Source organism: Streptomyces capitiformicae, assembly GCF_002214185.1.
Taxonomy (GTDB): domain Bacteria; phylum Actinomycetota; class Actinomycetes; order Streptomycetales; family Streptomycetaceae; genus Streptomyces; species Streptomyces capitiformicae.
Genome location: NZ_CP022161.1, coordinates 4,425,661 through 4,452,004 on the forward strand (window position 1 = coordinate 4,425,661; position 26,344 = coordinate 4,452,004).

Below are 26,344 nucleotides of genomic sequence, written 5' to 3' on the forward strand. Positions count from 1 at the left end.
CTCTGAATCACCCGCTCCCGGAGCCCTGTTCGCCGCTCTGGTCGCTGTTCTCGCCGCCTTGGGAGCCGCCGGTCTCACCGGTCTCACCGGCGTTGGCCTGCGCCTCCTCGGCCCGCTTCAGCGCGTCCTCCAGGGCCTGCTGGGCCCGGCCGTACGCCTCCCAGTCGCCGTCCTTGAGGGCCTGCTGACCGTCTTCGAATGCCTTCTGGGCGTCTTCCAGGGCCTGTTGGACCGTCGGGTCACCGGTGGTCGGCGGCTCGTCGGTGCCGTTTTCGCCCTCGTCCGGCGGCGGCTCGGTGGTCGGACCCTCCGTCTCGAACACCTTGTTGAGCGCGGCGTCGAGGGTGTCCTCGAAGGCCGTGTTGCCGCCGTAGGTCACCAGGACCTTGCGCAGCAACGGGTACTTGAGTCCGCCACCGCGTACGTAGACGGGCTCCACGTACAGCAGTCCGCCGTCGAGCGGGACCGTCAGGAGGTTGCCGTACTCGACCTGCGAGTCACCTCTCTTGAGGAGGCTGATGGTCTCGGCGATGTCCTGCTCGGAGTTGAACTGGCTCTGGACCTGTTTGGGTCCGTCGATCGGTTCGCTGGTCGGCAGTTTCAGGACTCTGATCTTGCCGTAGTCCTTGGTGCCCGCCTCGGCGTTGACCGACACGAAGGCACTGAGGTTGTCCCGGCCGTTCGGGGTGAGCGTCGTGGTCAGCGAGAACGCCTGGTCCGTCTGACCCGGCAGCTTCATGCTCAGGTAGTACGGCGGGACCGCGCTGCCCGAGGTGTTGGTCGGGTCGTCCGGGACCTGCCACACCTCGCTGCCGCTGAGGAACGTCTCGGCGTCCTTCACGTGGTAACGGGTCAGCAGTTCACGCTGGACCTTGAAGAGGTCCTGCGGGTACCGCAGATGGGCCAGCAGCGAGTCCGAGATGGCCGTCTTCGGCTCCACCGTGCCGGGGAACGCCTTCATCCAGGTCTTCAGGACCGGGTCCTGGGTGTCCCACTGGTAGAGCTTGACCTGGCCGGTGTACGCGTCGACGGTCGCCTTCACCGAGTTGCGGATGTAGTTGACCTGGTTCTGCTGGGCCACCACCGCGCGCTGGCTGTTGTCCGCGGTCAGCGAGTCGGCCGTCGTGTCGCCCAGGGTGGTGCGGGAGGCGTACGGGTAGCCGTTGGTGGTGGTGTACGCGTCGACGATCCACTGGATCTTGCCGTCGACGACGGCCGGGTAGGCGTCACCGTCGATGGTCAGCCAGGGGGCGACCGCTTCCACGCGCTCCTTGGGCGTGCGGTTGTACAGGATCCGCGAACCGTCGCCGATAGCGCCGGAGTACAGGATCTGCGGCTCACTGAACGCCACCGCGTACGCGGCCCGGTTGACCGGGTTGGAGAGATTGACCCCGCTGTTGCCCTTGTAGCTGGTGGTCTTCTCACCGCTGTCGTCGGAGTAGTCGATCTCCTTCTGGGGACCGCCGACGATCGAGTACTGGGTGGTCTTCTCGCCGTAGTAGACCCGCTGCTGGTACTTGCCCAGGTCGCCCTTGGACGGCAGGTCGGACTCCGTGAACACCGGGCGGCCGCCGGAGGTGGCCTCGGTGCCCTTGGCGGCGACCACGCCGTAGCCGTGGGTGTAGCGGAAGTGGTCGTTGATCCAGTTGTTCTTCGGGATGCCGGCGAGGTTCAGCTCGCGCAGACCGATGACGGTGTCCTGCTCCGCGCCGTCCTCGCCGCCGTACCGGTCGACGTCCAGGTTCGTCGGGAACGCGTAGTAGTTCCTCATCTGCTGCAGCTGCTGGAACGTCGGCGAGACGATGTTCGGGTCGAGCATGCGGATGCTCGCCGTGGTGTCGGCGTCCGCGCGCAGCTTGGCCTTGTCGGTGGTGTCGCTCGTGCCCGAGTACTCCTCGACCTCGGTCCCGTCGATGCCATAGGCCTGACGTGTCGCCACCAGGTTCTTCTCGACGTACGGCGCTTCCTTGGCCTGCTCGTTCGGCTGGACCTGGAACTTCTGGACGATCGCCGGGTACAGCCCGCCGATGAGGATCGCGGAGAGCACCATCAGGCCGAAGCCGATGACCGGCAACTGCCAGGTGCGTCGCCAGATGGTGGCGAAGAACAGCACCGCGCAGATGACGGCGATGCAGAACAGGATCGTCTTGGCCGGCAGATACGCGTTCGCGTCGACGTACCTGAGGCCCGTCCAGTTGCCCGTCGCCTTGAAGTCACTGGACTTCACCGCGAGCCCGTACCGGTCGAGCCAGTACGCGACCGCCTTCAGGGCGACGAAGATACCGAGGAGCACCGACAGGTGGCCGGTGGCCGCGGCCGTGGCACGCGCGCCCGGGGAGGTGACCCTGAGGCCGCCGTACAGGTAGTGCGTGAGCGCGGCGGCGATCACCGACAGCACGGCGGCGGCGAAGCCGAAACCGAGCAGGAAGCGGTACCAGGGCAGGTCGAAGGCGTAGAAGGCGACGTCCAGGCCGAACTGGGGGTCCTTCTCGCCGAACGGCACCCCGTTGACCCACATCAGCCACGTACGCCACTGCCCGGAGGCGGAGGCTCCGGCGATCAGGCCCACCAGGGCGGTGATCCCGAGGAGCAGCCACTTCTTGTAGGGCGCGATGCCCATGCGGTACCGGTCGAGGCTCTGCTGCTCCATCGACATGGCACTCAGCGGCGGGCGCAGCCGGTGCGCCAGCCAGATGTTGAAGCCGACCGAAGCCGCCATCAGCAGACCGAAGACGGCGAAGAGTCCGATCTTCGTCCACAGCGTGGTGGTGAAGACGGAGGAGTACTTCACCGACCGGTACCAGAGCCAGTCCGTCCAGAACCCCGCGAACATGACGAACGCCATGCCGAGAGCGGCAAGGACGCCCAGCGTCATGAGCAGTGTCCGGACACGTCGGGACGGTCGGCCCACTCTGATCCGCGGCCCCGTCGGGCCTCCGCCGCGGTCCGGCATCTGGAAAGCCAAGGTGCGCACCTCGAAGTTCGCTGTCGATCCGTCAGGCCCGCGTCTACGGGCCCGCCAGCGGGCCCCGTGATCGTAGGGGCCTCACCTATGCAACTTACTCACGCTTTACTCGGTTCCCGCTTCCGGTAACGAACGAGGCAGGATTGTGACCATGTCCAACACTCCCATGGCAGCGAACCCGCTCACCCGGGCCGTACTCGAGATCGACGAGTACGCCTCGGGCCTCGGCTGGGACCAGCCCGCTCGCCTCTTCGCCCTCGTAGACACCGCGCGCCTCAAGGCCCAGGAACCCGCCCTCGCGGCCCAGCTCGGTCTTCAGGACGAGTCCGAGACCACCGGTCTCACCCCGATCGAGCAGGACGAGATCCCCGCCGGCAAGGCGCTGGACGAGTTCCTCGGCACCATCGCCTGGCCCGACGCCGTGGCCGGCTGCGCGCTGACCGTGGAGCGGCTGATGCTGCCGCCGTCCGCGGAGTCGTCGGTTCCGCACGGGCTGAGCGAGACGAAGCTGACGGCGTGGGTCGCCCAGCACCCCGACCGCCAGGAGGTCCGCATGACGGTCGCGGTGCTCCGTGACGGCTCCCGCGACTGCGCGATCCGTCTGCGGGAGAAGGACTCCCCGACCGAGGTCCTCACCGGCCCCGAGCTGGTACCGGGGCTTGCGGAGGCGCTGGCGGCGACGTTCGTGGACTGATCTTCGCGGGTACGACGTGGGGGCGCCCGGCTTCGAGGGCGCCCCCACGCGCGCGTGTACCGTCGCTCCCCGCTGTGCGCGTCAGCCCTTGGTGGTGCATTTCGGCAGGTCGGCGGTGTCGCCGGAGCGGATGTCCTCCAGGGCGCCGAGCGCGTCGTCGATAGTGTCCACCTTGACGAGGGTGAGGCCGTCGGGGGTGTCCTTGGCGGCCGCGGCGCAGTTGTCCTTGGGCGTCAGGAAGTACTCGGCGCCCTTGCTGCGCGCGCCGACCGTCTTCATCTCGATGCCGCCGATCGGGCCGACCTTGCCCTCGTCGTCGATCGTGCCGGTGCCCGCCACGAACTTGCCGCCGGTGAGGTTGCCCGGCGTCAGCTTGTCGTAGATGCCGAGGGCGAACATCAGTCCGGCGCTCGGGCCGCCCACGTCGGCGAGCTTGATGTCGATGGTGAACGGGAACGTGTGATCGGTCCCGGCGGAGATCCCGACGATCGCCCGGTCCTCACCGGTGTCGTCGGACTTGGCGGTGGTGATCGTGACCTTCTCGGTCTCGGTCGCCGTCTTGTTCTCCTTCTCCGCGGCGGCCTGCGCCTTGGCGGGCACGATGACAAAGTCGACGTCCTCGCCCGGTTTGTGTTTGGTGACCAGCGTCGCGACATCCTCGGGCGCCTTGACCGCCGTACCGTCGACGGACTTGATGACGTCCCCGGCGTGCAGCTTGCCCTCGGCCGGGGAGTCCTTGAGGACCGTGGAGACGATCACCCAGGACTTCACCGTTATGTCCAGCTCCTTCAGGGCGGCGACCTTGGCGCTCTCCTGGGACTGGCTGAACTCCTCGGCGTTCTCCTGTGTCGACTCCTCCTCGGTCTTGCCGTCCGGGTACAGCGTGTCGTGGGGCACGACCTTGTTGTCGTGTGCCAGCCATCCGTACACGGCCTCGACGAGGTTCATCTTGTAGTCGGCGCTCGTGACCCGGACGGTGGTCATGTTCAGATGCCCGCTCGTCGCGTAGGTCTTGTGTCCCGAGATCTGCAGCACCGGCTCGCCGCCGTGGTCCCCGAGCGTGTTCACCGTCGGCCCGGGTGACATCTCCGAATACGGCACGGGAATGAGCACTCCCGCACACAGGAGCGCGATCAGCATCAGGGTGGAGGCGAGCATCGTCGCGGTGCGGCGTGGCATGGAACGACAGTACGGGACAGGTCTGTCAGTGCACTGTCGGGGCCGCCGTCCGGGGCGACGGAGAAGGGCGGCCTAGCCGCCCGTGTGGGACCGCTCCATGGCCTCACGGAAGCGTGTGTAGCCCGCGAGCTCGGTGCCGTCCTCTATGGCCTTGCGGTTCCGGCTGGCCCAGCCACCCCACAGTCCGGCACCGATCGCAGCCACAAGTGGAATCAGCAACCAGGCGAGCGCCGCCATGCCGACCTCCCAACCCCATTAACGCGACTGCAACTGACTGATCAGCAGATTATCTGTCCGCTCTGTCAACGCTCACGCTGGGGGGCGGGTTACGCAACCGGAACGCTCACAGGCGTTTTCCGGTCACGGGCTTCAGCAGGCTCCGCCCCGCCCTCCCGTCGCCCGACCACCACCCCTCAACGAACGGCGCTACGCGCCGACCCTCCCTCCCGTCGCCCGACCACCACCCCTCAACGAACGGCGCTACGCGCCGACCCTCCCTCCCGTCGCCCGACCACCACCCCTCAACGAACGGCGCTACGCGCCGACCCATTCATCTGTGCCGTCGGAGAACCTCTGGTGCTTCCAGATCGGCACCTCGTGCTTGAGATCGTCGATCAGCTTGCGACAGGCGTCGAAGGCCTCTCCCCGATGCGGACACGACACGGCGACTACGACGGCGAGGTCGCCGACCCTGAGATCCCCTATGCGGTGCACCGCCGCGAGCGCCCGTACCGGGTACTCCGCGACGACCTTCTCCGCGATCCGCCGCATCTCGGCCTCGGCGCTGGGATGGCACGAATAGCCCAGCGCATCGACATCGGCGCCCCCGTCGTGGTTCCGCACCGTCCCCACGAAGAGCGCGGTCCCCCCGGAGGCGTCGTCCCCGACCGCCCGGAACACCTCATCGACGGAGAGCGGTGTGTCCCGGATACCGATCAGCTTGATGGGCTCGTCAGCCCCGTGCTCACCGGGATGATCATTGTTCACTGCCATGCCCCCATCGTGCCTCACTCGCTCAGCCGTTCGCAGCTGCGGACAACCTGCGTGGGACGGCACCCCTACAGCCGCCGCCGAGCCTTCCGCGCCCGCCGCACCAACGCCGCCGTACCCAGCAGCGCGACCGTCGCGCCAGCGGCCCCCGCCGCCGTCGCGTCCTTCCGCCCCAGCCGTCGACCAGCCACGGTGTGCCGCCCGGAAACCTCCTCCAGCAGCTCCGCGAGCACCTCCTCGTTCGTCCACTGCGGCCGCCACCCGGCGTCATGCAGCCGACTCCCGCTCACGACCCACGGATACATCGTGTACGCCAGATCCCCGGCCGGCGAAGGCGTCAGCCCGATCCGGTGCAGCCGAGCCGCGGCTCCCAGCGCGACCGCCGACGGCAGCTCCATCCGCCGGATCCCGCTGAGCTCCTCGACCTCCTCCTGCTCCAGCCATCCCTCGCACCCGACGGCCAGCTCCCCGTCGACCTTCTCCAGCACGGCGTACTCCAGCGCACCGCACAGATCCTCGACATGGCAGAACTGCCAGGCGGGCCGCGACCCTGCCACCACGAGCAGCCGAGGCGACTCGAAGTACCTGGTCAGCGCGGTGTCCGTACCTCCGACGAGGACAGCGGGCCGTACGACGGTGACATTGAGGCCCGGATGGGCGCGCGGCGCCCGGCGTGCGAGCCGCTCGATCTCCAACAGGTCGCCGACCCCGGTCGCCTCGGCGGTCGCCCGCAGCTCGGCGTCCTCGGAGAGCGGCAGCTCATTGTCGGGCAACGCCCCGTAGACCATCGCCGAGGTGCACAGCACGACCCGGTGCACCCCGGCCGCGGCGGCCGCGGTGAGCACGGTCTGCGTGCCGCGTACGTTGTACGCGCTGCGCGCCGCAGAATCGGTGCCGAGGTCGAGGTCGACCGCGAGGTGCACCACGACGTCCGCCCCGCGCAGCTTGTCGGCGATCGCCGGGTCCCGTACGTCCAGGATGTGCCACTGGGCGGCCGCACACTCGCCGCGCCGCTCGTCGATGGCGATGACCTGCCGGACGTCGTCGGACTCGGCGAGCCGCTCGGTGAGCAGCGCACCCACGCCGGACGCGGCGCCGGTGACCGCGACGACGGGTCCGCGTACGGCGGAACTGGTTGAGTGGTTTCGCGCTGCGCGAACCTGCGGATCTGGGGAACTCACCGGGCGTCTCCAGCGGTTGTCTTCAGTACGAACGCGGGTGACGCGTGCGTACCAGGTGGCATCCATCCTGCCGCAGGCCTTCGGTCGGCGGAGCACCGAGGCCTTAACCCGCCGTGGTGTCTACGCTGGGTGGTGTTCGGGCAGCCGTGCCGTCGGAGAAAACCGATGGCCCTACAAGCCGAGGAATCCCGTGAGTGACACCCCATTCGGATTCGGCCTTCCGCCGGAGGAGCCGGACGACGGCGACGAGGGCAAGAAGAAGGACCAGCAGAGCGGTGGTGGTCAGGGACCGGCCAACCCGTTCGGCTTCGCCTTCCCCGGGGCCGGCGGCTCCGGCGCCGACAATCCGTTCGCCGCGATGTTCGGTTCCATGAACCCGGGCGACCTGGGCGCCGCCTTCCAGCAGCTGGGCCAGATGCTCTCGTACGAGGGCGGCCCGGTGAACTGGGACATGGCCAGGCAGATCGCCCGCCAGACGGTCTCCCAGGGGACCGCCGACGGCACGAAGGACGAGAGCGTCGGTCCCGCCGAGCGCACCGCGGTCGAGGAGGCCGTCCGCCTGGCCGACCTGTGGCTGGACGACGCGACGTCGCTGCCGTCCGGCGCGGGCTCCGCCGTGGCGTGGAGCCGCGCGGAGTGGGTGGAGGCGACCCTGCCCGCCTGGAAGGAGCTCGTCGACCCCGTCGCCGAGCGGGTCGGCGGTGCCATGGGCGACATCCTGCCGGAGGAGATGCAGGCCATGGCCGGCCCGCTGATCGGCATGATGCGCTCCATGGGCGGAGCCATGTTCGGCACGCAGATCGGGCAGGCCGTGGGCGTGCTCGCGGGCGAGGTCGTCGGCTCGACCGACGTCGGCCTGCCGCTAGGCCCGGCCGGGAGGGCCGCCCTGCTGCCGCTGAACGTGGAGGCGTTCGGCAAGGACCTGGGCGTCGCCAAGGACGAGGTGCGGCTCTACCTGGCCCTGCGCGAGGCCGCCCACCAGCGTCTCTTCGCCCATGTGCCGTGGCTGCGCTCGCATTTGTTCGGCGCGGTCGAGGGGTACGCGCGCGGGATCAAGGTCGACACGGCCAAGCTGGAGGACGTGGTCGGCCGGTTCGATCCGCAGAACCCCGAGGAACTGCAGCAGGCACTCCAGCAGGGCATGTTCCAGCCGGAGGACACCCCGGAGCAGAAGGCGGCACTGGCCCGTCTGGAGACGGCCCTGGCGCTCGTCGAGGGCTGGGTGGACGCGGTGGTCCACGCGGCCGCGAAGCCTCGCCTGTCGTCCGCGGACGCGCTGCGCGAGACCCTGCGGCGCCGCCGCGCCACGGGTGGCCCCGCCGAGCAGACGTTCGCCACGCTGATCGGCCTGGAGCTGCGTCCACGTCGGCTGCGTGACGCCTCCCGCCTGTGGGCCTCCCTCACGGACGCGCGCGGTGTCGACGGCCGCGACGCCCTGTGGGCCCACCCGGACATGCTGCCCACGGCCTCCGACCTGGACGACCCGGACGGCTTCGTCCACCGCGAGCAGCTGGACTTCTCCGAGCTGGACAAGATGCTCGGCGAGGCGGCCGACGGCTCCACGGAGAAGCCTGACCTGAAGAAGAAGGACGACGACACCGAGTGAGCCTGTACGACGACGCGGTCCTCGTACTGAAGGGCTACGAGGACCAGCCCGAGCTGCGCCAGGCTTACCTCGACCACTTGGCGGCTCACCCGGACGGCATGTGGAAAGCGTGCGGCGCCGGGCATCTCACGGCGAGCGGCCTGGTGATCGACCCCGAGCGCGGCCGGGTGCTCCTCACCCTCCACAAGAAGCTGCGGATGTGGCTCCAGATGGGCGGCCACTGCGAGCCGGGGGACAGCTCCCTGGAGGGGGCAGCCCTGCGCGAAGGGACGGAGGAGTCCGGCATCGCCGGGCTGACGCTGCTCCCGGGCGGACCGGTGCGCCTGGACCGGCATCCGATCCCACCGCCCTGCCACTGCCACTTCGACGTCCAGTATGCGCTGCTGGCCCCGCCGGACGCCGAGCACCTGGTCAGCGACGAGTCGCTCGACGTCCGCTGGTTCCCGTACGACGAGGTCGCGGACGTGGCCGACGAGTCGGTCGTACGGCTGCTGGAGGCCACGCGGGCACGGCTGTGAACCGGAGACATGGGTAAGGGGCGGCCGCTGTTGAGGCCGCCCCTTACCCATGTCCCGCGCGGGCGATCAGTTGCGGCTTCCCCCGAGAGAGTTCCCGCTCAGCCCGCCGGCGCCCATGCCGAACTGCCCGAGCACCCCGGACGTACGCAGGTGCTGCGGCGGCAGCAGCTCGCTCGGCTGCACCAGGACGTGCCCGCTGCCCCCGAAGTGCATCTCCCAGCCCTCGCCGGTGGAGCCCCGGCGACGCCACACGGCGGAGGTCGAGGTGGGCGCCTGGAGCTGCGTCCGCAGCGAGGTGGACCAGGCGATGACGGCGTCCGAGTCGACGCAGATGTTCTTCTCGGGGGTCACCTCGAGGGCCAGCGGCTCGCCCGAGGTCATCAGGACGACCTTGCCGCCGCCGGACAGCTCCAGGTTGTAAGCCCCGGCCGAGGCCACCTCGACGGCGCTGTCCACGGCGACAATGCCGACGTTGAGCGAACCGTCGAAGGCCAGAACGGCGGAGGAGTCGACGGTGATGCCGCGACCGACCTCCATGATGTGCAGGTACTGCGCGAAGTTGGCGAGATACACGATCCCGTTGCCCTTGCAGCGCATGAGCTCGAGCCGCTCACCGGTCATCCGCTCGGCATTGCGCCAGCTGCGGTTGCGGTACTGGCTGTCGAACTCGACCTGTCCCTCGAACGCGACCATCGCGCCCTGCCGGGCGAGGACGGGGCTGCTGCCGATGGTGACGTCGGTCTTCAGCAGTTGCGGGTTCTGCAGCGTGTAGCGCTCGGTGTGCTCCACCGGGATGTGCGCGAAGAGTGTGCTGTGCATGGTGTGCTGGTGCTCCTCTCAGCCCCGGTCAGCCACGGATCTTGAAGCGGTCGCCGGTGTCCTCGCTGGGCTGGACGACCACGAAGCCCTGTCCCTTGAAGCCGATCTGGAAGGCTTCGCCGCTGCCCCGGCCGATGAGCGCACTGGCCTTGATGGTGCGGCGGGCCTTCATGTCGAGGCCGTCCGTCCAGGCGATCAGGGCGTCCGGGTCGACGTACGTCTCCCGTTCGGCGCAGTCGAGGGAGATCGGCTCGCCCCGGCTGACCAGGGCGACCCATCCGGTGCCGCGGATCACGAGGTTGGTCAGACCGGAACCGGAGAGCTTGGCGAGGCCCTTGACCGGCTCGATGGAGAGCTGGAGGGAGGCGTCGCAGGCCAGCAGGGTGGGGCCGTTGACGGAGAGCGCCTCGTTGTTCAGGTGCAGGATGAGGACGTCACCGCCGTAGTCGGCGAGGTAGAGCTCCCCGTCGCCCCGGCAGAGCATCAGCTTGCCGCCCTCACCGGTGACCATCTCCTCGGCGCTGCGGCGCAGCGTGGCGGGCGGGCCGTCGAACTGCACATAGCCGTCGTACGCGATCATCGAGCCGGCCTTGGCCAGGAGGTCCTGTCCGGTGACCATCATGACCTTGAGCGTCTTGGAGCTGTGAACGCTCATACGGACGCCGGTGGGCATGGAGCGGTGCGCGTTGAGTGTCTGGAGGTCCATGCTCTGCCTCACACCTCGAAGGGCTGGACGACGACGAAGTTGCCGGGGGCGCCGCGGAACTGGAGGTTGATGGCCTCCTGGGTCTGCCGGGCGTACCCGGAGCGGCGCAGCCTGAGCGAGGTCGTGGTGACGGCCTGCGCACCGGCGGACCAGGCGATGACGGCGTTGCCGTCCACGTAGGTGGCGGGGCCGACCGGAAGGACGACGGGCACGCCACGCGTCTTGACGACGACCGCTCCCGTGCCGGAGAAGAGCATGCTGAACAGGCCGCCGCCGGGCAGACCCGCGCCCTCAATACGGCGGATCTCGGTGTCCAGCGCCTCGTCGAAGGCGAGCACTCCGCGCGCGCTGGTGTAGATCTGCTCGTTCTGCAGGCGGATGACGAAAAGTCGGCTGCCCTCGTCGGCGAGGAACACCTCACCGTCTCCGGAACAGCGCATCAGGGCCATGCCCTGGCCGGTGAGCTGCCCCGTCAACTTGCCGAGCAGGCCAGAACCCTTGTGGGCGAAGTCGATGTCACCCTGGTAGGCGACCATGCTGCCCTGCTTGGCGAGGATGTTGGCACCCTTGGTGAGGGTCGTCCGGACCATCTGCGGATTCTGCTCGGTCCAGCGGTCGCCGACGGGCGCCTCGGAGTACTTGGTCAGCACGACGCGCAGGCCCGCGTCCGGCGGAACAGGAGCGAGCGCCGCGCCACCGCCGAACGGCTGGAACTGCCCCGGGAAGGCCCCGGGGGTACCCGGGGGCGTGAACGGACCTCCCTGCGGCGCGGCACCAGGAGGAGGCGTGAAGGGTCCCCCCTGGGGAGGGGCACCGGGCGGGGTGAATGGTCCGCCCTGGGGCGGGGCGCCGGGCGGCGTGAAGGGCCCGCCCTGCGGTGCGGGCGGGGCCTGCGGCGGGACCGTGCCGCCGGGCGGAGTGTTCAGGGGCGCGGCGATCGTCGGCGCGGCGTGCACGGACGGTGAGGGCGCAGGGGGCGCGAAGCCCTGCGCCGGCTCCGGGGCGGGCGCGGGTGCGGGAGCCGCCGGAGCGCCGAACGCGGGCGGAGCGAAGCCGGGCGCGGCGTCGGCCTGCGACTGCTGCGGTGCGGCAGCGGGCTCCTCCTCGGCCACCTCGCCGCCGAAGTTCTTCAGCAGCGCGTCCAGACCACCGTCGAAGCCCTGTCCGACGGCCGCGAACCGCCATACGTCCTTCAGGTAGAAGTCGCCCAGCATCACGGCGCGCTCGGTGGAGAACTCCGAGCCGTCGAACGGGTACCGGGCCACCTCCTCGCCACCCGCGACGATGCGGATGTAGCCAGGGGAGATCTGCGACATCTGCCCGTTGCCGTCGATCGTCGCCGTGAACGACAGCTTCTGGATCTGCGGCGGGATCTTGTCGAGCGTGACCCGGAAGGACTCCGTGTCACCCGACTGGGCGCCCAGAAGCTGGATCGACTCCTCGGGAGTCTTCGGCTGGTTGAAGAAGACGAAGTACCGGTCGTCCGAAAGCCGTTCGTCGGCGTCCAGACCGAAGCAGCTGATGTCGAAGGTCAGCCCGGGGGCCGTGATCTGTACACCCACGTACAGATCCGTGCCCGCGGTGAGGTCACTGATCTTGGCCTTGTGGCCGCGTTGGAATTCCCTGGCCATGCGTAACGACCGTCCCCCATCCCGAAAGTAAGTACGCCTGCGAATGCGTCGCGTCAGGCTAACTGCAAAGTCCGGAGTCGTACGAGGCTGGTACAGAGCCGGTACAAAAGCGCGACTTCGGTCGCCTGCCCCGTAAACGCCCATACACGCGCGCGTGAAGCACCCGCTTCATGTCACTGGCCGCGCGGCGCGGTCCCCGGCCACGAGGGCAGATCGCTCGTCACGCCGCAGGCGTCACTCTTCTCGAGCGACGGGCAGATGCGGCAGGCGGTCGGCGGCGACCACCCCTTCGAGGTAGCCGCGAGCGCGCTCCGTGCGCGGATAGGCCTCCAGCAGTCGCCAGAAACGGGGGCCGTGGCCAGGTACGAGCAGGTGCGCGAGTTCGTGGAGCAGGACGTAGTCGACGACATATTCGGGCATGCCCTGCAGCCGGTGCGACAGTCGGATGCTGCCCTCGGCGGGGGTGCACGAGCCCCACCGTGTGTTCTGGTTGGTCACCCAGCGGACCGAGGTGGGCCGGGCGCGGCCACCGAAGTACTGGTCCGACAGCCGGGCGGCCCGCTCGGCCAGTTCGGCGTCACCGAGGAGCCGTTTGCTCTCCTGCGCCGCCAGCTTGTCAAGCATGACGGTCACCCAGCGCCGCTCCTCCGCCTCGGACATACGAGCGGGGATGAGAACAACGGTGCGATCGCCCTCGCGGTACGCGGAGACCGTTCTGCGCCGTCGCGCGCTCCTGCGGACCTCGATCGCGCTCGCCCCCGAGCCGCTTGGCGGCTGGCTCGTCGTGCTGCGCTGTGGCTTTCCGGCGCGGTGCAGTGGGTCGGCGGGCACGCCCCGACGTTACCCGCTGCACACGGGGGAAGTCCCGCCTCCGGGACGGTTCGATATCGATCCGCACTCCGAGCGCCTGATTTGTACGACGAATGCCGTCACCTGTGGACAACTCGCGACACGCATCGTCGCAGTCCGTGCATGCTGGCACTCGTCGGCGGACCAGGCACTGGCACCGACGGCACACGGGGACCTTTCTTCCGACTACGGGGGTCGATCATGCATCCGATGGTGAAGCCCGCGCTCCGGCGCGGCTGGCGGGACCTCAATACCGTGCAGTTCGGACTCGCGCCGGCGCACGCCATGGTGCTGGGACCGATGGACACGGCGACAGGCAGCTTCCTTGACCTGCTCGACGGAACACGCGGGCTGCCACTGCTGCGCGAGGAGGGCCGCGGTATGGGCCTGCCCGACGGCCATGTGGACGGCCTGGTGGATCAGCTGGCCCGGTCCGGACTGCTGGACGACGCCACAGGCGGCGGCCCGGACGCGGACGTTCTGCGCGGCAAGCCCGAAATCCTGAACCGGTTGCGCCCCGACGCCGCCACGCTCTCTCTCATCGCAGCCGCCCCGGGCGACGCCATGCAGCGCCTGGCCGCCCGCCGCTCACTGAGAGTGCAGGTACGGGGCGCCGGCCGAGTTGGGGCAGTGCTCGCCTCTCTGCTGTCGGGGGCCGGCATCGGCGACGTCGACGTCCGTGACGTCGGCCGGGTCGAACCGTGGGATGTGGCACCGGGTGGGCTGCCGGCCGAGTCGATCGGGGAGCGCAGGGACGTGGCGGCCCGCCGAGCGGCTCGCCACGCGGCACCCGATCGCCCACCTCGCCGCCGCCGCGGATCCCAGCTTCCCGCAGAACGGCCGGACAGCGCGCCGACGGACCGCCTCCGCGAGGAACCCGGCTTCTCATTGGTGATCCTCGCCCCACGTGACGGTGTCGATGTCCACGCCCCCAAGCCGGCCGCCTCCGAACCGCTCATCGACTCGGGGACGCCACATCTCTACGCCGGGGTGGTGGAGGGAACGGGGATCGTCGGCCCGCTGGTCCTGCCCGGTGAGACGGGCTGCGCCGGTTGCCTGGATCAGGGGCGCGCCGACCGCGACGAGACCTGGCCGCGTCTGGTCGCCCAGTGGCGCTCCGGCCGTCCGCGCCAGGTCGAGGCCTGTGATCTCGCTCTGGCCACGACCGTCGCCGCACTGGCCGCGGGGCACGCGCTCGCCTTCCTCGACGGACAGGTACCGTCCAGCGTGGGCGCCCGCTGGGAGGCCTCGGTGCCCGGATTCGACTGGCACTCCCGCCCGGTGTGGCCGCATACCGTTTGTCCTTGCGGGGCGGCGGACAGAGGCGCCGTCGAGAAAGGTAACGGGGAACACACAGCTAAGGACGGGGCACCGCACGAGACAATGGCCGGGCATCAGCGGTCAACGAGGGCGTCCCGCAAAGCACACGCGGCACGGCCGGCTGGGATTTGGAGGGCGCATGTCTGATCTTCCTCGGAAGGCGGTCACCCGGACCGCCAAGCTCGCCGCGCTCCCGCTCGGCATCGCCGGTCGGGCCACCTGGGGACTCGGCAAACGCATCGTCGGCGAGTCCGCGGAACTCGTGGGCCGCGAACTCCAACAGCGCACGGCGGAGCAGCTGTTCAAAGTCCTGGGCGAGCTGAAGGGCGGCGCCATGAAGTTCGGGCAGGCCCTGTCCGTCTTCGAGTCGGCGCTACCGGAGGAGGTCGCGGGCCCTTACCGCGCGGCACTGACCAAACTCCAGGACGCGGCGCCGCCGATGCCGACCCGCACGGTGCACTCCGTACTGGAGGAGCGGATCGGCGAGGACTGGCAGGAGCTGTTCCTGGAGTTCGAGGACAAGCCGGCCGCGGCGGCGTCGATCGGTCAGGTGCACCGCGCGGTGTGGCACGACGGCCGTGCGGTCGCCGTCAAGGTGCAGTACCCGGGGGCGGGCGAGGCCCTCCTCTCCGACCTCGGCCAACTCAGCCGGTTCGCCCGCCTCCTCGGCCCCCTCATCCCCGGAATGGACATCAAGCCGCTCATCGCGGAACTACGGGACCGTGTCTCCGAGGAGCTCGACTACGGCTTGGAGGCCCAGGCCCAGCGGGCGCACGCGGAGGAGTTCGCGGGCGACCCGGATGTCGTGGTCCCGGCCGTGGTCCACCAGTGCGAGCAGGTGCTGGTGACGGAGTGGATGGACGGAACCCCCTTGTCGGAGGTGATCACCGACGGCACCCAGGAACAGCGTGACCGAGCAGGACAGCTGCTGACCCGCTTCCTCTTCTCCGGCCCGGCCCGCACCGGCCTCCTGCACGCCGACCCCCACCCGGGCAACTTCCGCCTCCTGCCGGACGAGAAGCGGGGCTGGCGCCTCGGCGTCCTCGACTTCGGCACGGTGGACCGCCTGCCGGGCGGCCTGCCCACGCCGATCGGGGAAGCTCTGCGGCTGACCATCGAGGGCGAGGCCGACGCGGTCTACGAGATGCTCCGCACGGAGGGATTCGTGAAGGAGTCGATAGACCTGGACCCGGACGCGGTCCTGGACTATCTGCTCCCCATCATCGAACCGGCCCGGGCGGACGAGTTCGCCTTCGCCCGTGGCTGGATGCGCAGCCAGGCCGCCCGCATAGCCGACCCCCGCTCCCCCGCCCACCAACTGGGCAAACAGCTGAACCTGCCCCCGTCCTACCTCCTCATCCACCGCGTGACCCTGAGCACCATCGGCGTCCTGTGCCAGCTCGGCGCAACGGTCCGCATGCGCGACGAACTCGAGGAGTGGCTGCCGGGCTTCCTCTCGGAAGAAGAGGACAGCGAGACGGCCGCGGAGGCGTGAGCGGGCTGACTCACCACCAGGACGAGTCCAGCCGACCCTCGATCGCTCTCAGGTTCTCCCGGGCGCAGGCCCCGCAGAAGTAGTGCCGTCTGCCGTTCTCCATGGAGCAGAGCCACAAGGGCTGGGGAACTTCGGCGGTCGCTCCGCAGCGGGCGCACACGAGGGGCTGGGGTCCTGCGGCGGAGCCACTGTCGTCGTTGTCTCCGGAAAGACGCGTCACGCGGCGACGATATCGCCGTGGCCGACAGATCCAGGTCACAACGCACCGCGGGGGCCGGTCCGTTCGGACCGGCCCCCGCGGGGAGCCACTGCTACGAGTGGTGGTGAAGTGCCTGACTCGGCCGGTTCATGCCGGTTGCCGCGTGGCGGCTACTGCATGACCGCCATGGCGAGCGCACGGCGGGCGCGCATCGAGGCGCGCTCGGCCCGGCGCTGCATCCGGCGGGCAACCAGCAGGCGCATGGCCTGGCGTTCCTGCTCGGCCTCGTGCAGGCGCTCGTGCATATGCGCACGAGCCAGGGCTTCTGGCATGAGATGCATTTCTCGGGTCCTGTTCTGGCGCGAGGCGTTCGCGCCGGTGGTGGTGAAGTCTGGAGTCGCGGAGCCTGCGGGCTCGCTCGTGGATGGCTTCATCGGGGCCTGCTTCTTGGGGTCGTGCGTCAGGGGGCGATCGATCGTTCCGGTGATGTTCATGCCGTGACCGGGTTCTTGCGCGGGCGACCACGGGGCCGCTTGCGGGCCACGACCACACCCTGGACGAAGAGCTCGCCACCCCAGACGCCCCAGGGCTCACGCCGCTCTTTGGCGCCGGCGAGGCAGGCCTCGATCAGCGGGCAGGTGCGGCAGAGGGACTTGGCGTACTCGACATCGGCCGGCGACTCGGCGAAGAAGACTTCCGGGTCGTAGGAGCGGCAGGGGACGGGTACGCCGAGGTTCTCGATGGCGTCGTCGAGCGCGGTGAGCGCAGTGAGCGGGGTCAAGGTGGAGTCCTCCGTGAGGCCGGGCGGGGGGATCGTTTCGGAAGGCGGTACGGACGGGGCGTGCGCTTCGAGTTGCACGGTTCGTCTTCCTCGTCTGGTCGTTCCGGCCGGTTGGCCGGGTGGCGGCTGGTACCGGGTTCTTTTCTTGTCCCGAGGCCCTTCGCTCTGCAGTCCCCGGTCGGAGACAAACAGAAGGGCCGCGGATCCCGGATGGGGTTCCGCGGCCCTGAAGGCGCCGACCTGATCGTCGATCAGGCTGGATCACTCCAGGGTTCAGGCCCACGGAAGGCCCACATCAGGTGGTGCTGCGTCGTCTGCTTCCGGAATCCGGCACCGGCCGCCGCAAAGGCATAGGCCTGGGCCTGTGCCGTTACTGCTGCTTCCAGTGCCTTGGTCGGTCGCTCACTGCGCTCACGGACGGGAAGACCCGCAGGAGACACGGAGGACGCCGGACGGCCACCACGAATGGCGGACAGACCGGTACCCAGGTTCGAGACGCCGAGCATGCACAGGGAGACGGCCGAGCGATCGGTCATTTTGACCGTGCTGATGAAGCTGGTGTTGATGCTGATCACTGGACTCGCCTCCTCTCGGCGTCTAGGGGGACCGGCGCGAACCAATCCGACGGATATGAAGTACACCACGACAACAGGGCCTTCGAGAAGGCCGCCGTTCCCGTGCCTAAGAACCTATGGGGATCGCTGGGGCATGCGCAAACTATTTTTTCGACGAGTTCGTATCAGTCGTTCTCGTCGTCACCCCCGGGCTCCCGACCTGCGCAGATGTCGAGAACATCGGCGCCATAACGCTGGAGCTTACGGGCGATGACACCAGGGATGCGACCGAGTTCAAGCGGAGTGCTCGGCCCCGCTTCTGCGATGGCCATCAGCGTCCGGTCGGTGAAGACGCAGAAGTCCGGTTGTCCGCTGCGCCGCGCCTGGATCGCCCGCCACTCACGCAAGCGCTCGTAAAGACCCTCGTCCATGTCTGAGGGGCAGTCCTCGCAGCGCATCAGCTTCATATCACCGGCGTCCCGCAGGGTGCGGCCGCAGACACGGCAGCGGGCCGGGGTCCGGCTGGTACGGCGCGGAGCGGTCACGGTGCCGCCGTCCTCGAGTTCGCCCGGCCGACCGCCTGCCGCGCCCGGTTCGACGCCTCCGGAGCCGCTCGTGCCGGTCCGGCCCGCCATAGCGGTCGATCCGGGGCGCAGCCCGTTGAGGAAGCGGCTGGGACGGCGGTTCGGGCGGCTTCCTGGGGATCGGGACAGGGCCCAGGAGACGGAGAGCTGCTCTCGCGCGCGGGTGACGCCCACATAGAGGAGTCTTCTCTCCTCTTCGACCTGCTCGTCCGTTTTGGCGTAGGTGATCGGCATCATGCCCTCGGCGACTCCGACCAGGAAGACGACGTCCCACTCCAGACCCTTCGCGGAATGCAGCGAGGCGAGAGTGACGCCCTGGACGGTGGGGGCGTGCTGGGCGTTCGCCCGTTCGTCGAGCTCCGCCACCAGGTCGCCGAGTGTGGCGTCGGGCTTGGCCGCCGCGAAGTCCTGGGCCAGGTTGACCAGGGCCGCCAGTGACTCCCAGCGCTCCCTGACCGCGCCGGAGCCCGCGGGTGGTTCGCCGGTCCAGCCCTCGCCGGACAGCACCGCCCGTACCTGTGAGGGAAGGTCGACGGTGTCCTCGAGGAGGGTGTCGTTGCCGCCGAAGCGGGCTGCGGCTCTCAGCGCGGCCCCCGCTTTGCGCACCTCGGGCCGGTCGAAGAACCGCTCGGCGCCACGCAGTTGGTAGGGCACTCCGGCGTCCGCGAGGGCCTGCTCGTAGGTCTCGGACTGGGAATTCGTCCGGAAGAGGACGGCGATCTCGCTCGCGGGGACTCCGGAGGCGATGAGGTCGCGGATGCGGCGGGCGGCACCCTCGGCCTCGGCGGGCTCGTCGGAGTACTCGGTGTAGCGGGGCTCGGGGCCCGGGGCGCGCTGGGAGACCAGCTCGAGGCGATGGTCGGCGGCGCGGCCGCGGGCCTGGGAGAGCAGGCCGTTGGCGAGGTGGACGACCTGAGGGGTGGAGCGGTAGTCGCGGACGAGCTTGACGACCGTGGCCCCGGGATGGCGGAGGCGGAAGTCGAGCAGATGGTCAGGAGTTGCGCCAGTGAACGAATAGATCGTCTGGCTGGCGTCGCCCACGACGCACAGATTGTCCCGCTCGCCGAGCCACAGTTCCAACAGGCGCTGCTGGAGGGGGCTGACGTCCTGGTACTCGTCGACCACGAAGTGCTGGTACTGGGAGCGGACCTGCTCGGCGATGTCGTGCCGGTCCTGGAGGATGCCGACCGTGAGCAGGAGGACGTCCTCGAAGTCGATGACGGCGCGCTCGCGCTTGAGGTCCTCGTACGTCGCGTAGATCTGGGCGATCTCGGCCGGATCGCGGGGGGCCTCGCGGCCACTCTTGGCGGCTGCGGCGGCGTAGTCGGCGGGCACGGTCCGGGTGACCTTGGACCACTCGATCTCGGCGGCGGCGTCCCGTAGTTCGTTGCGATCGAGACGGATGCGGCAGGCGGCGGCCGCGTCCGCGACGAGTTGTATCTTGCGGTCGACGATTCTCGGCATACCGCCGCCTACGGCCTTCGGCCAGAAGTACTGGAGCTGGCGCAGCGCGGCCGAGTGGAACGTCCGGGCCTGGACTCCAGCGGCACCGAGTTGGCGGAGGCGGCCGCGCATCTCTCCGGCGGCGCGGTTGGTGAACGTGACGGCCAGCACGCTGGCAGGCTGGAGCATCCCGGCACGCACCCCGTAGGCGATGCGGTGGGTGATCGCCCGGGTCTTGCCGGTGCCGGCGCCCGCCAGCACGCACACCGGCCCGTGCAGGGCGGTGGCCACCGCGCGCTGCTCGGGGTCGAGCCCTTCGAGCACCGCGTCGGCCGAGTCGGGGACCCGCGGGAAGAGGGTGGAATGCGTTGCTGCTGTCACACGGCCATGCTGCCAGGTCGCCGGAGACGGCTGAGCCGGTTGTCCACAGGCACCCGCCCGCAGTCGTACTAATGCGGCAGGCGTCCCTTGGTTCCCGGGCTACGAGGGCACCGGCCTCGACGGCGGAGGCCACCCGCGTGCGGGGAATGGCGGGCCCGTCACGTACGTTCCACTCACTGCGACCACGCACCCCCTCATACCGTGAAGGAGCGCCAAAGACATGCAGGGCACTGTGACGATGTACAGCACCACGTGGTGCGGCTACTGCCGTCGGCTGAAGAGCCAGATGGACCGCGAGGGCATCACGTACAACGAGATCAACATCGAGCAGGACCCGGAGTCCGCGGCGTTCGTGGAGAAGGCGAACGGCGGGAACCAGACGGTTCCCACCGTTCTCTTCCCCGACGGTTCGACGCTCACGAACCCCTCGCTGGCGCAGGTCAAGCAGAAGATCGGCGCGTAGCGCCCGGCGGGCGGTCCTAGCCGGTGTGACCTCGTGTCGGCAGGGGCTTGCCGTACCAGAGTTCGATCAGACGGGCCGCGATCGAGATGCCGTAGGGAGGCAGGACCTCCCCGGACTCGAACGCGGCCCGGAGCTCTTCCCGGGAGAACCAGCGGGCCTCGTGGATCTCGTCGCCGTCCACGTCCACTTCCGTCGACGTGGCACGGGCCATGAAGCCCAGCATGAGGCTGGAGGGGAAGGGCCAGGGCTGGCTGGCGATGTACTCGACCTGGCCGACGGTGATGCCGACCTCCTCGTGGACCTCGCGGCGCACGGACTGCTCGATGGACTCGCCGGGCTCCACGAAACCGGCGAGGGTGGAGAAGCGGCCCTCGGGCCAGTGGACCTGGCGGCCGAGGAGGATGCGGTCCTCGTCGTCCGTGACGGCCATGATCACGGCCGGGTCGGTGCGCGGGTAGTGCTCGGCGCCGCAGGCCGGGCAGCGGCGGATGTGGCCGGCCGCCGCGATGACCGTGCGCTCGCCGCAGCGGGAGCAGAAGCGGTGGGTGCGCTGCCAGTTCTCCAGACCGACCGCGTGCACCATGAGGCCGGTGTCGCGCGGCGACAGGAGCATGCCCGCCTCACGCAGTCCGGCCGGGCGCGCGGACTGGTCCATCCGCCCGGGAAGCGCGTCCTTCTGGAGTGCGAAGTAGCTCACACCGTCGGAGTCGGTGCCGAGGAAGTAGCGGTGTGCCTCGGTGAGCGGGGCCTCGAAGGAAGGGGTCATGACGAGTTCGGTGGTGCCGTCAGCCGTCTCGTCGATGAGGACCTGGCCGCCGGAGACCACGAAGCAGCGGGTCGTGGGGTGACTCCAGGCCGCCGCGAGCCAGGGCTCGTCGAGCCGGTGGTGGGCCGACCGGTCGATGCCGCTCGGGGCGGTGAGCGCGATGGGTCGGTCGGCGGTGTGGTCGGTCCAGGTGGTCACGAGTGCTTCCAACTCCCCCGGTGGAACGGTTGATTGGGCGGGCGGTTCGGCGGGGCGTACGGCGGGTGGGTGCGCTGGGGCATGGGAGCCTTCTTCAGTGTGCCTGGCGAGGGCTTTCGGCCAGTTCGCCCCAGAGGTACGCGCTGGTCTCGACGCCCTTGAGGAGCAGATCGAGTTCGACCTTCTCGTTGGGGGCGTGCCAGCCGTCGGAGGGGACGGAGATGCCCAGGAAGAGCACGGGCGCGTCGAGGACTTCCTGGAGGTCGGCGGCGGGGCCGGAGCCGCCCTCTCGTGTGTAGCGGACGGGCTGCTGGAAGGCGCGGCCCATGGCGCGTACGACGGATTGCAGGGCGGGGTGGTCCAGGGGTGTCAGGCAGGGGCGGGTGGACCCGCTGAACGTGATCTCGTGGCGGATGCCGAGGGGGATCTGCTCGGCGGTCCAGGCGCGGACCGCCTTCTCGATGTGGTCCGGGTCCTGCCCCGCCACCAACCGGAAGGACAGCTTCACCATCGCCGAGGACGGGATGATCGTCTTGCTGCCGGGGCCCTGGTAACCGCCGCCGATGCCGTTGACCTCGGCGGTCGGGCGGGCCCAGACGCGCTCCAGGGTGGTGTGTCCGGCCTCCCCGTACGTCGCCGTCGACTTGGCCGTGCGCAGCCACCGCTCCTCGTCGAAGGGCAGTTCGGCGAAGAGTTCGCGCTCGCGGTCGGTGAGTTCGATGATGCCGTCGTAGAAGCCGGGGATCGCCACGCGCGCGTGCTCGTCGTGCAGGGCTGCGACCAGGCGGGCGGCGGCGGTGGCCGGGTTGGGTACGGCCCCGCCGAAGGAGCCGGAGTGGATGTCCTGGTCGGGCCCGTACAGCTCGATCTCGCACTCGGCGAGGCCGCGCATTCCGGTGCACACGGTGGGGGTGTCCTCGGCCCACATGCCGGTGTCGGAGACGACGACCGCGTCCGTGGCGAGCCGCTCGGTGTGCCCCTCGACGAGGGCCTTGAAGTGCGGGGAGCCGGACTCCTCCTCGCCCTCGATCAGCATCTTCAGGTGGACTGCGGGGGCGGTGCGGCCGGTGGCGGCGAGGTGGGCGCGGACACCGAGTGTGTGGAAGAACACCTGCCCCTTGTCGTCGGCCGCCCCGCGCGCCTGGAGGCGGTTTCCGCGGATCACGGGCTCGAACGGCTCGGTGTCCCAGCCGTCCTCGCGGGCCGCGGGCTGCACGTCGTGGTGCCCGTAGACCAGGACCGTGGGGGCATCGGGGTCTTCGGAGGGCCATTCGGCGAAGACGGCGGGAGCACCCGGCGTCTCCCAGACCTCCGCCGTGGGAAACCCGGTCGCCTTGAGCTTGGCGGCGAGCCAGTCGGCACTGCGCCGTACGTCCGCCGTGTGTTCGGGCTGGGCCGACACCGACGGGATGCGCAGCCATTCCACGAGGTCGTCGAGGAAGGCGGCACGGTGGTTCTCTATGTACGTACGGACGACACTGTCCGGGGTCTCGCTCATGCTCACGAGCCTATCGGCCCGCACCGACATGCTCGTCCGGCGGTTCCTCGGCCGACGGCTCCGTCCCGTCGGCGCCCGCTTCCGCCAGAAGCAGCCGTTCCAGGGCGATCCGGTCGGGCAGGTCCTCGGGGCGTACGACGTCACCGGTGCGCACGTAGAGGAAGGTGGCTCTCACCGACTCCAGGGGCACACCTTGCTGCTCGGCCCAGGCGAGCCGGTAGAGCGCCAGCTGGAGGGGGTCGGCGGTGCGGGTGCGGCTGGTCTTCCAGTCGACGATCTCGTACGTCGCCGTCCCGTCGCCGTCGTCGGTGTGCCGGTAGACGGCGTCGATGCGTCCGCGTACGACACGTCCCGCGATCCCGAGTTGGAAGGGTGCCTCGACCCGGTACGGCGTGCGATGCGCGTACGGAGTGCGTTCGAAGGCGTCCTTGAGGGCCTGCAGGTCCAGTTCGTCGGCGATCTCGGCCTCGCTGCCCGGTAGCTCCTCGGGCTCCAGCATGGGCAGCCGCAGTTCCTCGAAACGGGCCTCGACCCAGGCGTGGAAGCGGGTGCCACGGCGCGCGGCGGGCTGTGGGGGGCGCGGCATGGGGCGCACGAGCTCCTGCGCGAAGCCGTCCGGGTCGGCTGCCAGGCGGACCAGTTGCGACGCCGTGAGCGACGCCGGCAGGGGTACGTCGATGACGGTCGCCCGGGACCGCAGGAGCTCACCGGTGAGGGCGTCCAGGTCACGGTCCCAGGAAGCTATGGTGCGGGCGTCCTCGGGGGTGAGGTCGGGTTCGGCGGAGTGCCGGCGGGCGTGCGGCACCGTAGGCGTGCGCTCGTCCTGGCCGGGCTGTGGCACGCGCGCGTGAAGGGGCCGTTCGGCGGGTGCGGGGCGGTCCGATGTCCAGGCGTCCCAGTCCGAGTCGTCCTCCTCGTAGAGGGCTTCTTCGTCGTCCGGCGGGGGCGGCCAGTCCGGGTCGTCGTGGGCGTAGGGGTCCGGGGTGTGGGTGGCAACCCGGTGGGCCTCCTCGTGGGAGGCGGCGCCTTCCAGGTGGGCCAGTACCGTCGCGGCGGCCGCCCGGCGGCGGGCCAGGGCCGTGTCGTCCAGGGGGAGCGGCCAGGCGTGCTCGGTGGTCGACTCGTGCAGGGCGGGGTTCTCGGCGCCCTCCTCGGGTTCGTCGGCCCAGGCTTCGATCTCGCCGTATCCGGCGGCGCAGTGGTCGTAGAGGGCCTTCAGGAAGTCGGACGGGCCTCGTGGGCGCTTCTGGGACGGGCCCCACCAGTGGCCGGAGCCGAGGAGCAGGGAGCGGGGGCGGGTGAACGTGACGTAGCCGAGGCGGAGTTCCTCCGTGTGCTGGTGGTCCTTCATGGCCTCCTGGAATGCCTTCAGGCCACGGGAGTCCCATGCCTCGACATCGGGGAGGGTGTCGGCGTCGCCGCGCAGCTCGTGCGGCAGGACCTTGCCCTGGGCGGTCCACTTCTCGCGGCCTTGGCTGCTGGGGAAGGTGCCGGTGACCAGGCCGGGGACGGCGACGACGTCCCACTCCAGGCCTTTGGACTTGTGGGCCGTGAGCACCTTCACGGTGTTCTCGCCGCCGGGCAGGGCGTTGTCGAGGCCCTTTTCGTACTGGGCGGCCGTGCGCAGGAAGCCGAGGAAGGCGAGCAGGGATGCCTCGCCCTCGCTGTTCGCGGCGAAGGAGGCGGCGATGTCCAGGAAGTTGGAGAGTGTCTCGCGGCGGCGGGCCGCCAGGGCGTGCGGGGACGCGGAGAGCTCCACTTCCAGGCCGGTGACGGCGAGCACGCGGTGCAGGACGTCCATGAGCGGGTCGGCGAGGGAGCGGCGCAGGTCGCGCAGTTCGGCGGCGAGACGGGCGAACCGTACGCGCGCGTCCGGCGAGAACGGCAGCCCGTCGTCCTCCCCCTCGGCTTCGAGCGGCAGCTCCAGGAACGTGTCGAGCGCGTCGGCGAGGGAGATCACCTCGGACGGGTCGACGCCCTCGACGGCGGCGGCCAGCCGACGGTCCGGGTCGTCGTCGGCCTCCACGCGCGCGTGCGACACGAGATGCCTGGCCCGGCGCCCCAGGAGGGCGAGGTCGCGGGGACCGATGCGCCAGCGCGGGCCGGTGAGCAGACGCACGAGGGAGGCGTTGGCGCCGGGGTCCTGGAGGACCTCGCAGACGGCGACGAGGTCGGCGACCTCAGGGAGGTGGAGCAGCCCGGAGAGGCCCACGACCTCGACCGGGATGTCGCGGGCGACGAGCGCGCCCTGGATCTCGGCGAAGTCGGTGGCCGTGCGGCACAGGACGGCGATCTCGCCGGGTTCCTTGCCGGTGCGCACGAGGTGGGCGATCGAGTCGGCGAGCCAGTCGAGTTCCTCCGCGTGGGTGGGCAGCAGGGCGCAGCGGACCACACCGTCGCGTTCGGCGCCGGGGGCGGGGCGGAGGGCTTCCACGCCCGCGTGCATGGCACGCAGGGGCTCGGCGAGGCCGTTGGCGAGGTCGAGGAGACGGCCGCCGCTGCGGCGGTTCTCGCTGAGCGACTGGCGCTCGGCCGCGCTGCCGTCCGCGTGCGCGAAGTGCTCGGGGAAGTCGTCGAGGTTGGCCACGGAGGCGCCGCGCCAGCCGTAGATCGCCTGGCAGGGGTCGCCGACGGCGGTGACGGGGTGGCCTGTGCCGCCGCCGAAGAGGCCCGCCAGGAGGACGCGTTGGGCCACGGAGGTGTCCTGGTACTCGTCGAGCAGGACCACTCGGAACTCGTCCCGCAGGATGCGGCCGACCTCGGGCAGCTGCGCGAGGGTGGCCGAGAGGGCGATCTGGTCACCGAAGTCGAGGAGGTCCCGCTCGCGCTTGGCCGCGCGGTAACGGCCCACCAGTTCGGCGAGTTCACGCCGGGCTGCGGCTGCCTCGGGGACCTTGCGGAGGTCGGCGTTGGTGAGCTTGGCGCTCTCCAGGTCCCGTAGCAGTTCGGCGTCGTACGCACGCAGGTCCTCGGGGCGTACGAGGTGTTCGGCGAGTTCGGAGTCGAGGGCTAGGAGGTCGCTGACCAGGTCCGGGAAGGAACGGGTCAGCGCCGGGTACGGGCCGGGGGACTCTCGGAGCACCCGCGCGGCGAGTTGGTAGCGGGTGGCGTCGGCGAGGAGCCGGGAGGTGGGTTCCAGGCCGATGCGCAGGCCGTGGTCGGTGAGGAGGCGGCCCGCGAAGGCGTGGTAGGTGGAGATGACCGGCTCGCCCGGCGGGTTGTCGGGGTCGATGACGTCCGGGTCGGTGATGCCCGCCTTGACGAGGGCCTTGCGCACGCGCTCGGCGAGTTCGCCCGCCGCCTTGTTGGTGAACGTCAGGCCGAGCACCTGTTCGGGGGCGACCTGTCCGGTGCCGACCAGCCACACCACGCGCGCGGCCATCACCGTGGTCTTGCCCGACCCGGCTCCGGCCACGATCACCTGCGGGGCGGGCGGCGCGATGATGCAGGCCGTCTGCTCCGGGGTGAACGGGATACCGAGGAGCTCCTTGAGCTGCTCGGGATCGCTGATACGGGCGGACATT

General features: G+C 70.1%; 23 protein-coding genes. 6 read left to right on the forward strand and 17 right to left on the reverse strand.

Annotation, left to right across the window (positions count from 1 at the left end; genetic code table 11):
• Positions 1 to 7: 7 nt before the first annotated feature.
• The gene (locus CES90_RS19700) at positions 8 to 2,953 is read right to left on the reverse strand and encodes a UPF0182 family membrane protein (RefSeq protein ID WP_189783988.1); all 2,946 of its coding nucleotides are present in this window, start codon (positions 2,951 to 2,953) and stop codon (positions 8 to 10) included.
• A 163-nt stretch (positions 2,954 to 3,116) separates the two neighbouring features.
• Between CES90_RS19700 and CES90_RS19705 the strand changes: the two genes are divergently transcribed.
• Positions 3,117 to 3,659 carry a PPA1309 family protein gene (locus tag CES90_RS19705; protein ID WP_189783874.1) on the forward strand — a complete coding sequence of 181 codons (543 nt, stop codon included), beginning with the start codon at positions 3,117 to 3,119 and terminating at the stop codon, positions 3,657 to 3,659.
• Between the two features lie 81 nt (positions 3,660 to 3,740).
• On the opposite strand, the gene CES90_RS19710 is transcribed toward CES90_RS19705, so the two are convergent.
• The 4 genes from CES90_RS19710 to CES90_RS19720 form a co-directional block, all read right to left on the reverse strand.
• Positions 3,741 to 4,838, reverse strand: a complete 1,098-nt coding sequence (locus tag CES90_RS19710; protein ID WP_189783873.1) for a YlbL family protein — start codon at positions 4,836 to 4,838, stop codon at positions 3,741 to 3,743.
• 72 nt (positions 4,839 to 4,910) lie between these two features.
• On the reverse strand, positions 4,911 to 5,042 hold the full coding sequence (locus CES90_RS51285; protein ID WP_268257027.1) for a hypothetical protein: 132 nt from the start codon (positions 5,040 to 5,042) through the stop codon (positions 4,911 to 4,913).
• 330 nt (positions 5,043 to 5,372) lie between these two features.
• Entirely contained in the window at positions 5,373 to 5,831 is a 459-nt protein-coding gene (locus CES90_RS19715; protein WP_189783872.1) for a molybdenum cofactor biosynthesis protein MoaE, read from the reverse strand.
• Positions 5,832 to 5,896: 65 nt separating this feature from the next.
• Positions 5,897 to 7,009, reverse strand: a complete 1,113-nt coding sequence (locus tag CES90_RS19720) for an SDR family oxidoreductase (protein ID WP_189783871.1) — start codon at positions 7,007 to 7,009, stop codon at positions 5,897 to 5,899.
• Between the two features lie 190 nt (positions 7,010 to 7,199).
• Between CES90_RS19720 and CES90_RS19725 the strand changes: the two genes are divergently transcribed.
• Positions 7,200 to 8,615, forward strand: coding sequence for a zinc-dependent metalloprotease (locus tag CES90_RS19725; protein WP_189783870.1), 1,416 nt, complete (start codon positions 7,200 to 7,202; stop codon positions 8,613 to 8,615).
• Positions 8,612 to 9,133 (forward strand): NUDIX hydrolase, encoded by a 522-nt coding sequence (locus CES90_RS19730; RefSeq protein WP_189783869.1) that lies wholly within the window; start codon positions 8,612 to 8,614, stop codon positions 9,131 to 9,133. The genes CES90_RS19725 and CES90_RS19730 overlap by 4 nt, the downstream gene beginning before the upstream one ends.
• A 66-nt stretch (positions 9,134 to 9,199) precedes the next feature.
• Here the strand turns inward: CES90_RS19730 and CES90_RS19735 are convergent, their stop codons facing one another.
• The 4 genes from CES90_RS19735 to CES90_RS19750 all read right to left on the reverse strand — a co-directional run bounded on the left by CES90_RS19735 (position 9,200) and on the right by CES90_RS19750 (position 13,120).
• On the reverse strand, positions 9,200 to 9,952 hold the full coding sequence (locus tag CES90_RS19735; protein WP_149829416.1) for an AIM24 family protein: 753 nt from the start codon (positions 9,950 to 9,952) through the stop codon (positions 9,200 to 9,202).
• Between the two features lie 28 nt (positions 9,953 to 9,980).
• Positions 9,981 to 10,658, reverse strand: a complete 678-nt coding sequence (locus CES90_RS19740) for an AIM24 family protein (RefSeq protein WP_189783868.1) — start codon at positions 10,656 to 10,658, stop codon at positions 9,981 to 9,983.
• A gap of 8 nt (positions 10,659 to 10,666) precedes the next feature.
• Positions 10,667 to 12,289, reverse strand: a complete 1,623-nt coding sequence (locus tag CES90_RS19745; protein ID WP_189783867.1) for a TerD family protein — start codon at positions 12,287 to 12,289, stop codon at positions 10,667 to 10,669.
• Positions 12,290 to 12,523: 234 nt separating this feature from the next.
• The gene (locus CES90_RS19750) at positions 12,524 to 13,120 is read right to left on the reverse strand and encodes a M48 metallopeptidase family protein (RefSeq protein WP_189783866.1); all 597 of its coding nucleotides are present in this window, start codon (positions 13,118 to 13,120) and stop codon (positions 12,524 to 12,526) included.
• Positions 13,121 to 13,339: 219 nt separating this feature from the next.
• Here CES90_RS19750 and CES90_RS19755 point away from each other — a divergent pair, with 219 nt between their 5' ends.
• Both CES90_RS19755 and CES90_RS19760 read left to right on the forward strand, forming a co-directional pair.
• On the forward strand, positions 13,340 to 14,605 hold the full coding sequence (locus CES90_RS19755) for a TOMM precursor leader peptide-binding protein (protein WP_189783865.1): 1,266 nt from the start codon (positions 13,340 to 13,342) through the stop codon (positions 14,603 to 14,605).
• A complete protein-coding gene (locus CES90_RS19760; protein ID WP_189783864.1) occupies positions 14,598 to 15,953 on the forward strand; it encodes an ABC1 kinase family protein in 1,356 nt (451 codons plus the stop codon). The genes CES90_RS19755 and CES90_RS19760 overlap by 8 nt, the downstream gene beginning before the upstream one ends.
• 10 nt (positions 15,954 to 15,963) lie before the next feature.
• Here the strand turns inward: CES90_RS19760 and CES90_RS19765 are convergent, their stop codons facing one another.
• The 5 genes from CES90_RS19765 to CES90_RS19785 form a co-directional block, all read right to left on the reverse strand.
• The gene (locus CES90_RS19765; RefSeq protein ID WP_189783863.1) at positions 15,964 to 16,173 is read right to left on the reverse strand and encodes a hypothetical protein; all 210 of its coding nucleotides are present in this window, start codon (positions 16,171 to 16,173) and stop codon (positions 15,964 to 15,966) included.
• 149 nt (positions 16,174 to 16,322) lie between these two features.
• A complete protein-coding gene (locus CES90_RS19770; protein ID WP_189783862.1) occupies positions 16,323 to 16,646 on the reverse strand; it encodes a hypothetical protein in 324 nt (107 codons plus the stop codon).
• Positions 16,643 to 17,011, reverse strand: a complete 369-nt coding sequence (locus CES90_RS19775) for a WhiB family transcriptional regulator (RefSeq protein ID WP_019072119.1) — start codon at positions 17,009 to 17,011, stop codon at positions 16,643 to 16,645. The genes CES90_RS19770 and CES90_RS19775 overlap by 4 nt, the downstream gene beginning before the upstream one ends.
• Positions 17,012 to 17,184: 173 nt before the next feature.
• Positions 17,185 to 17,508, reverse strand: coding sequence for a hypothetical protein (locus CES90_RS19780; RefSeq protein ID WP_189783861.1), 324 nt, complete (start codon positions 17,506 to 17,508; stop codon positions 17,185 to 17,187).
• A 164-nt stretch (positions 17,509 to 17,672) separates the two neighbouring features.
• Positions 17,673 to 19,895, reverse strand: coding sequence for an ATP-dependent DNA helicase UvrD2 (locus CES90_RS19785; RefSeq protein ID WP_189783860.1), 2,223 nt, complete (start codon positions 19,893 to 19,895; stop codon positions 17,673 to 17,675).
• Positions 19,896 to 20,115: 220 nt separating this feature from the next.
• Between CES90_RS19785 and CES90_RS19790 the strand changes: the two genes are divergently transcribed.
• A complete protein-coding gene (locus CES90_RS19790; RefSeq protein ID WP_189783859.1) occupies positions 20,116 to 20,358 on the forward strand; it encodes a mycoredoxin in 243 nt (80 codons plus the stop codon).
• Between the two features lie 16 nt (positions 20,359 to 20,374).
• Here CES90_RS19790 and nudC read toward each other — a convergent pair whose 3' ends face one another.
• From nudC to CES90_RS19805, 3 genes are all read right to left on the reverse strand, one after another.
• Positions 20,375 to 21,322, reverse strand: a complete 948-nt coding sequence (gene nudC, locus CES90_RS19795; protein WP_189783858.1) for an NAD(+) diphosphatase — start codon at positions 21,320 to 21,322, stop codon at positions 20,375 to 20,377.
• A 94-nt stretch (positions 21,323 to 21,416) separates the two neighbouring features.
• Positions 21,417 to 22,820, reverse strand: coding sequence for a dipeptidase (locus tag CES90_RS19800; RefSeq protein ID WP_189783857.1), 1,404 nt, complete (start codon positions 22,818 to 22,820; stop codon positions 21,417 to 21,419).
• A 10-nt stretch (positions 22,821 to 22,830) separates the two neighbouring features.
• Positions 22,831 to 26,343: an ATP-dependent DNA helicase gene (locus CES90_RS19805; protein WP_189783856.1), complete on the reverse strand. Its 3,513-nt coding sequence runs from the start codon at positions 26,341 to 26,343 to the stop codon at positions 22,831 to 22,833.
• Position 26,344 lies beyond the last annotated feature (1 nt).

Coding starts and splice junctions, on each gene's coding strand:
- CES90_RS19770 (WP_189783862.1), bottom strand. CDS start 16,646: ATGAACATCACCGGAACGATCGATCGCCCCCTGACGCACGACCCCAAG.
- CES90_RS19745 (WP_189783867.1), bottom strand. CDS start 12,289: ATGGCCAGGGAATTCCAACGCGGCCACAAGGCCAAGATCAGTGACCTC.
- CES90_RS19740 (WP_189783868.1), bottom strand. CDS start 10,658: ATGGACCTCCAGACACTCAACGCGCACCGCTCCATGCCCACCGGCGTC.
- CES90_RS19800 (WP_189783857.1), bottom strand. CDS start 22,820: ATGAGCGAGACCCCGGACAGTGTCGTCCGTACGTACATAGAGAACCAC.
- CES90_RS19710 (WP_189783873.1), bottom strand. CDS start 4,838: ATGCCACGCCGCACCGCGACGATGCTCGCCTCCACCCTGATGCTGATC.
- CES90_RS19755 (WP_189783865.1), top strand. CDS start 13,340: ATGCATCCGATGGTGAAGCCCGCGCTCCGGCGCGGCTGGCGGGACCTC.
- CES90_RS19790 (WP_189783859.1), top strand. CDS start 20,116: ATGCAGGGCACTGTGACGATGTACAGCACCACGTGGTGCGGCTACTGC.
- CES90_RS19735 (WP_149829416.1), bottom strand. CDS start 9,952: ATGCACAGCACACTCTTCGCGCACATCCCGGTGGAGCACACCGAGCGC.
- CES90_RS19715 (WP_189783872.1), bottom strand. CDS start 5,831: ATGGCAGTGAACAATGATCATCCCGGTGAGCACGGGGCTGACGAGCCC.
- CES90_RS19700 (WP_189783988.1), bottom strand. CDS start 2,953: ATGCCGGACCGCGGCGGAGGCCCGACGGGGCCGCGGATCAGAGTGGGC.
- CES90_RS19805 (WP_189783856.1), bottom strand. CDS start 26,343: ATGTCCGCCCGTATCAGCGATCCCGAGCAGCTCAAGGAGCTCCTCGGT.
- CES90_RS19760 (WP_189783864.1), top strand. CDS start 14,598: ATGTCTGATCTTCCTCGGAAGGCGGTCACCCGGACCGCCAAGCTCGCC.
- CES90_RS19705 (WP_189783874.1), top strand. CDS start 3,117: ATGTCCAACACTCCCATGGCAGCGAACCCGCTCACCCGGGCCGTACTC.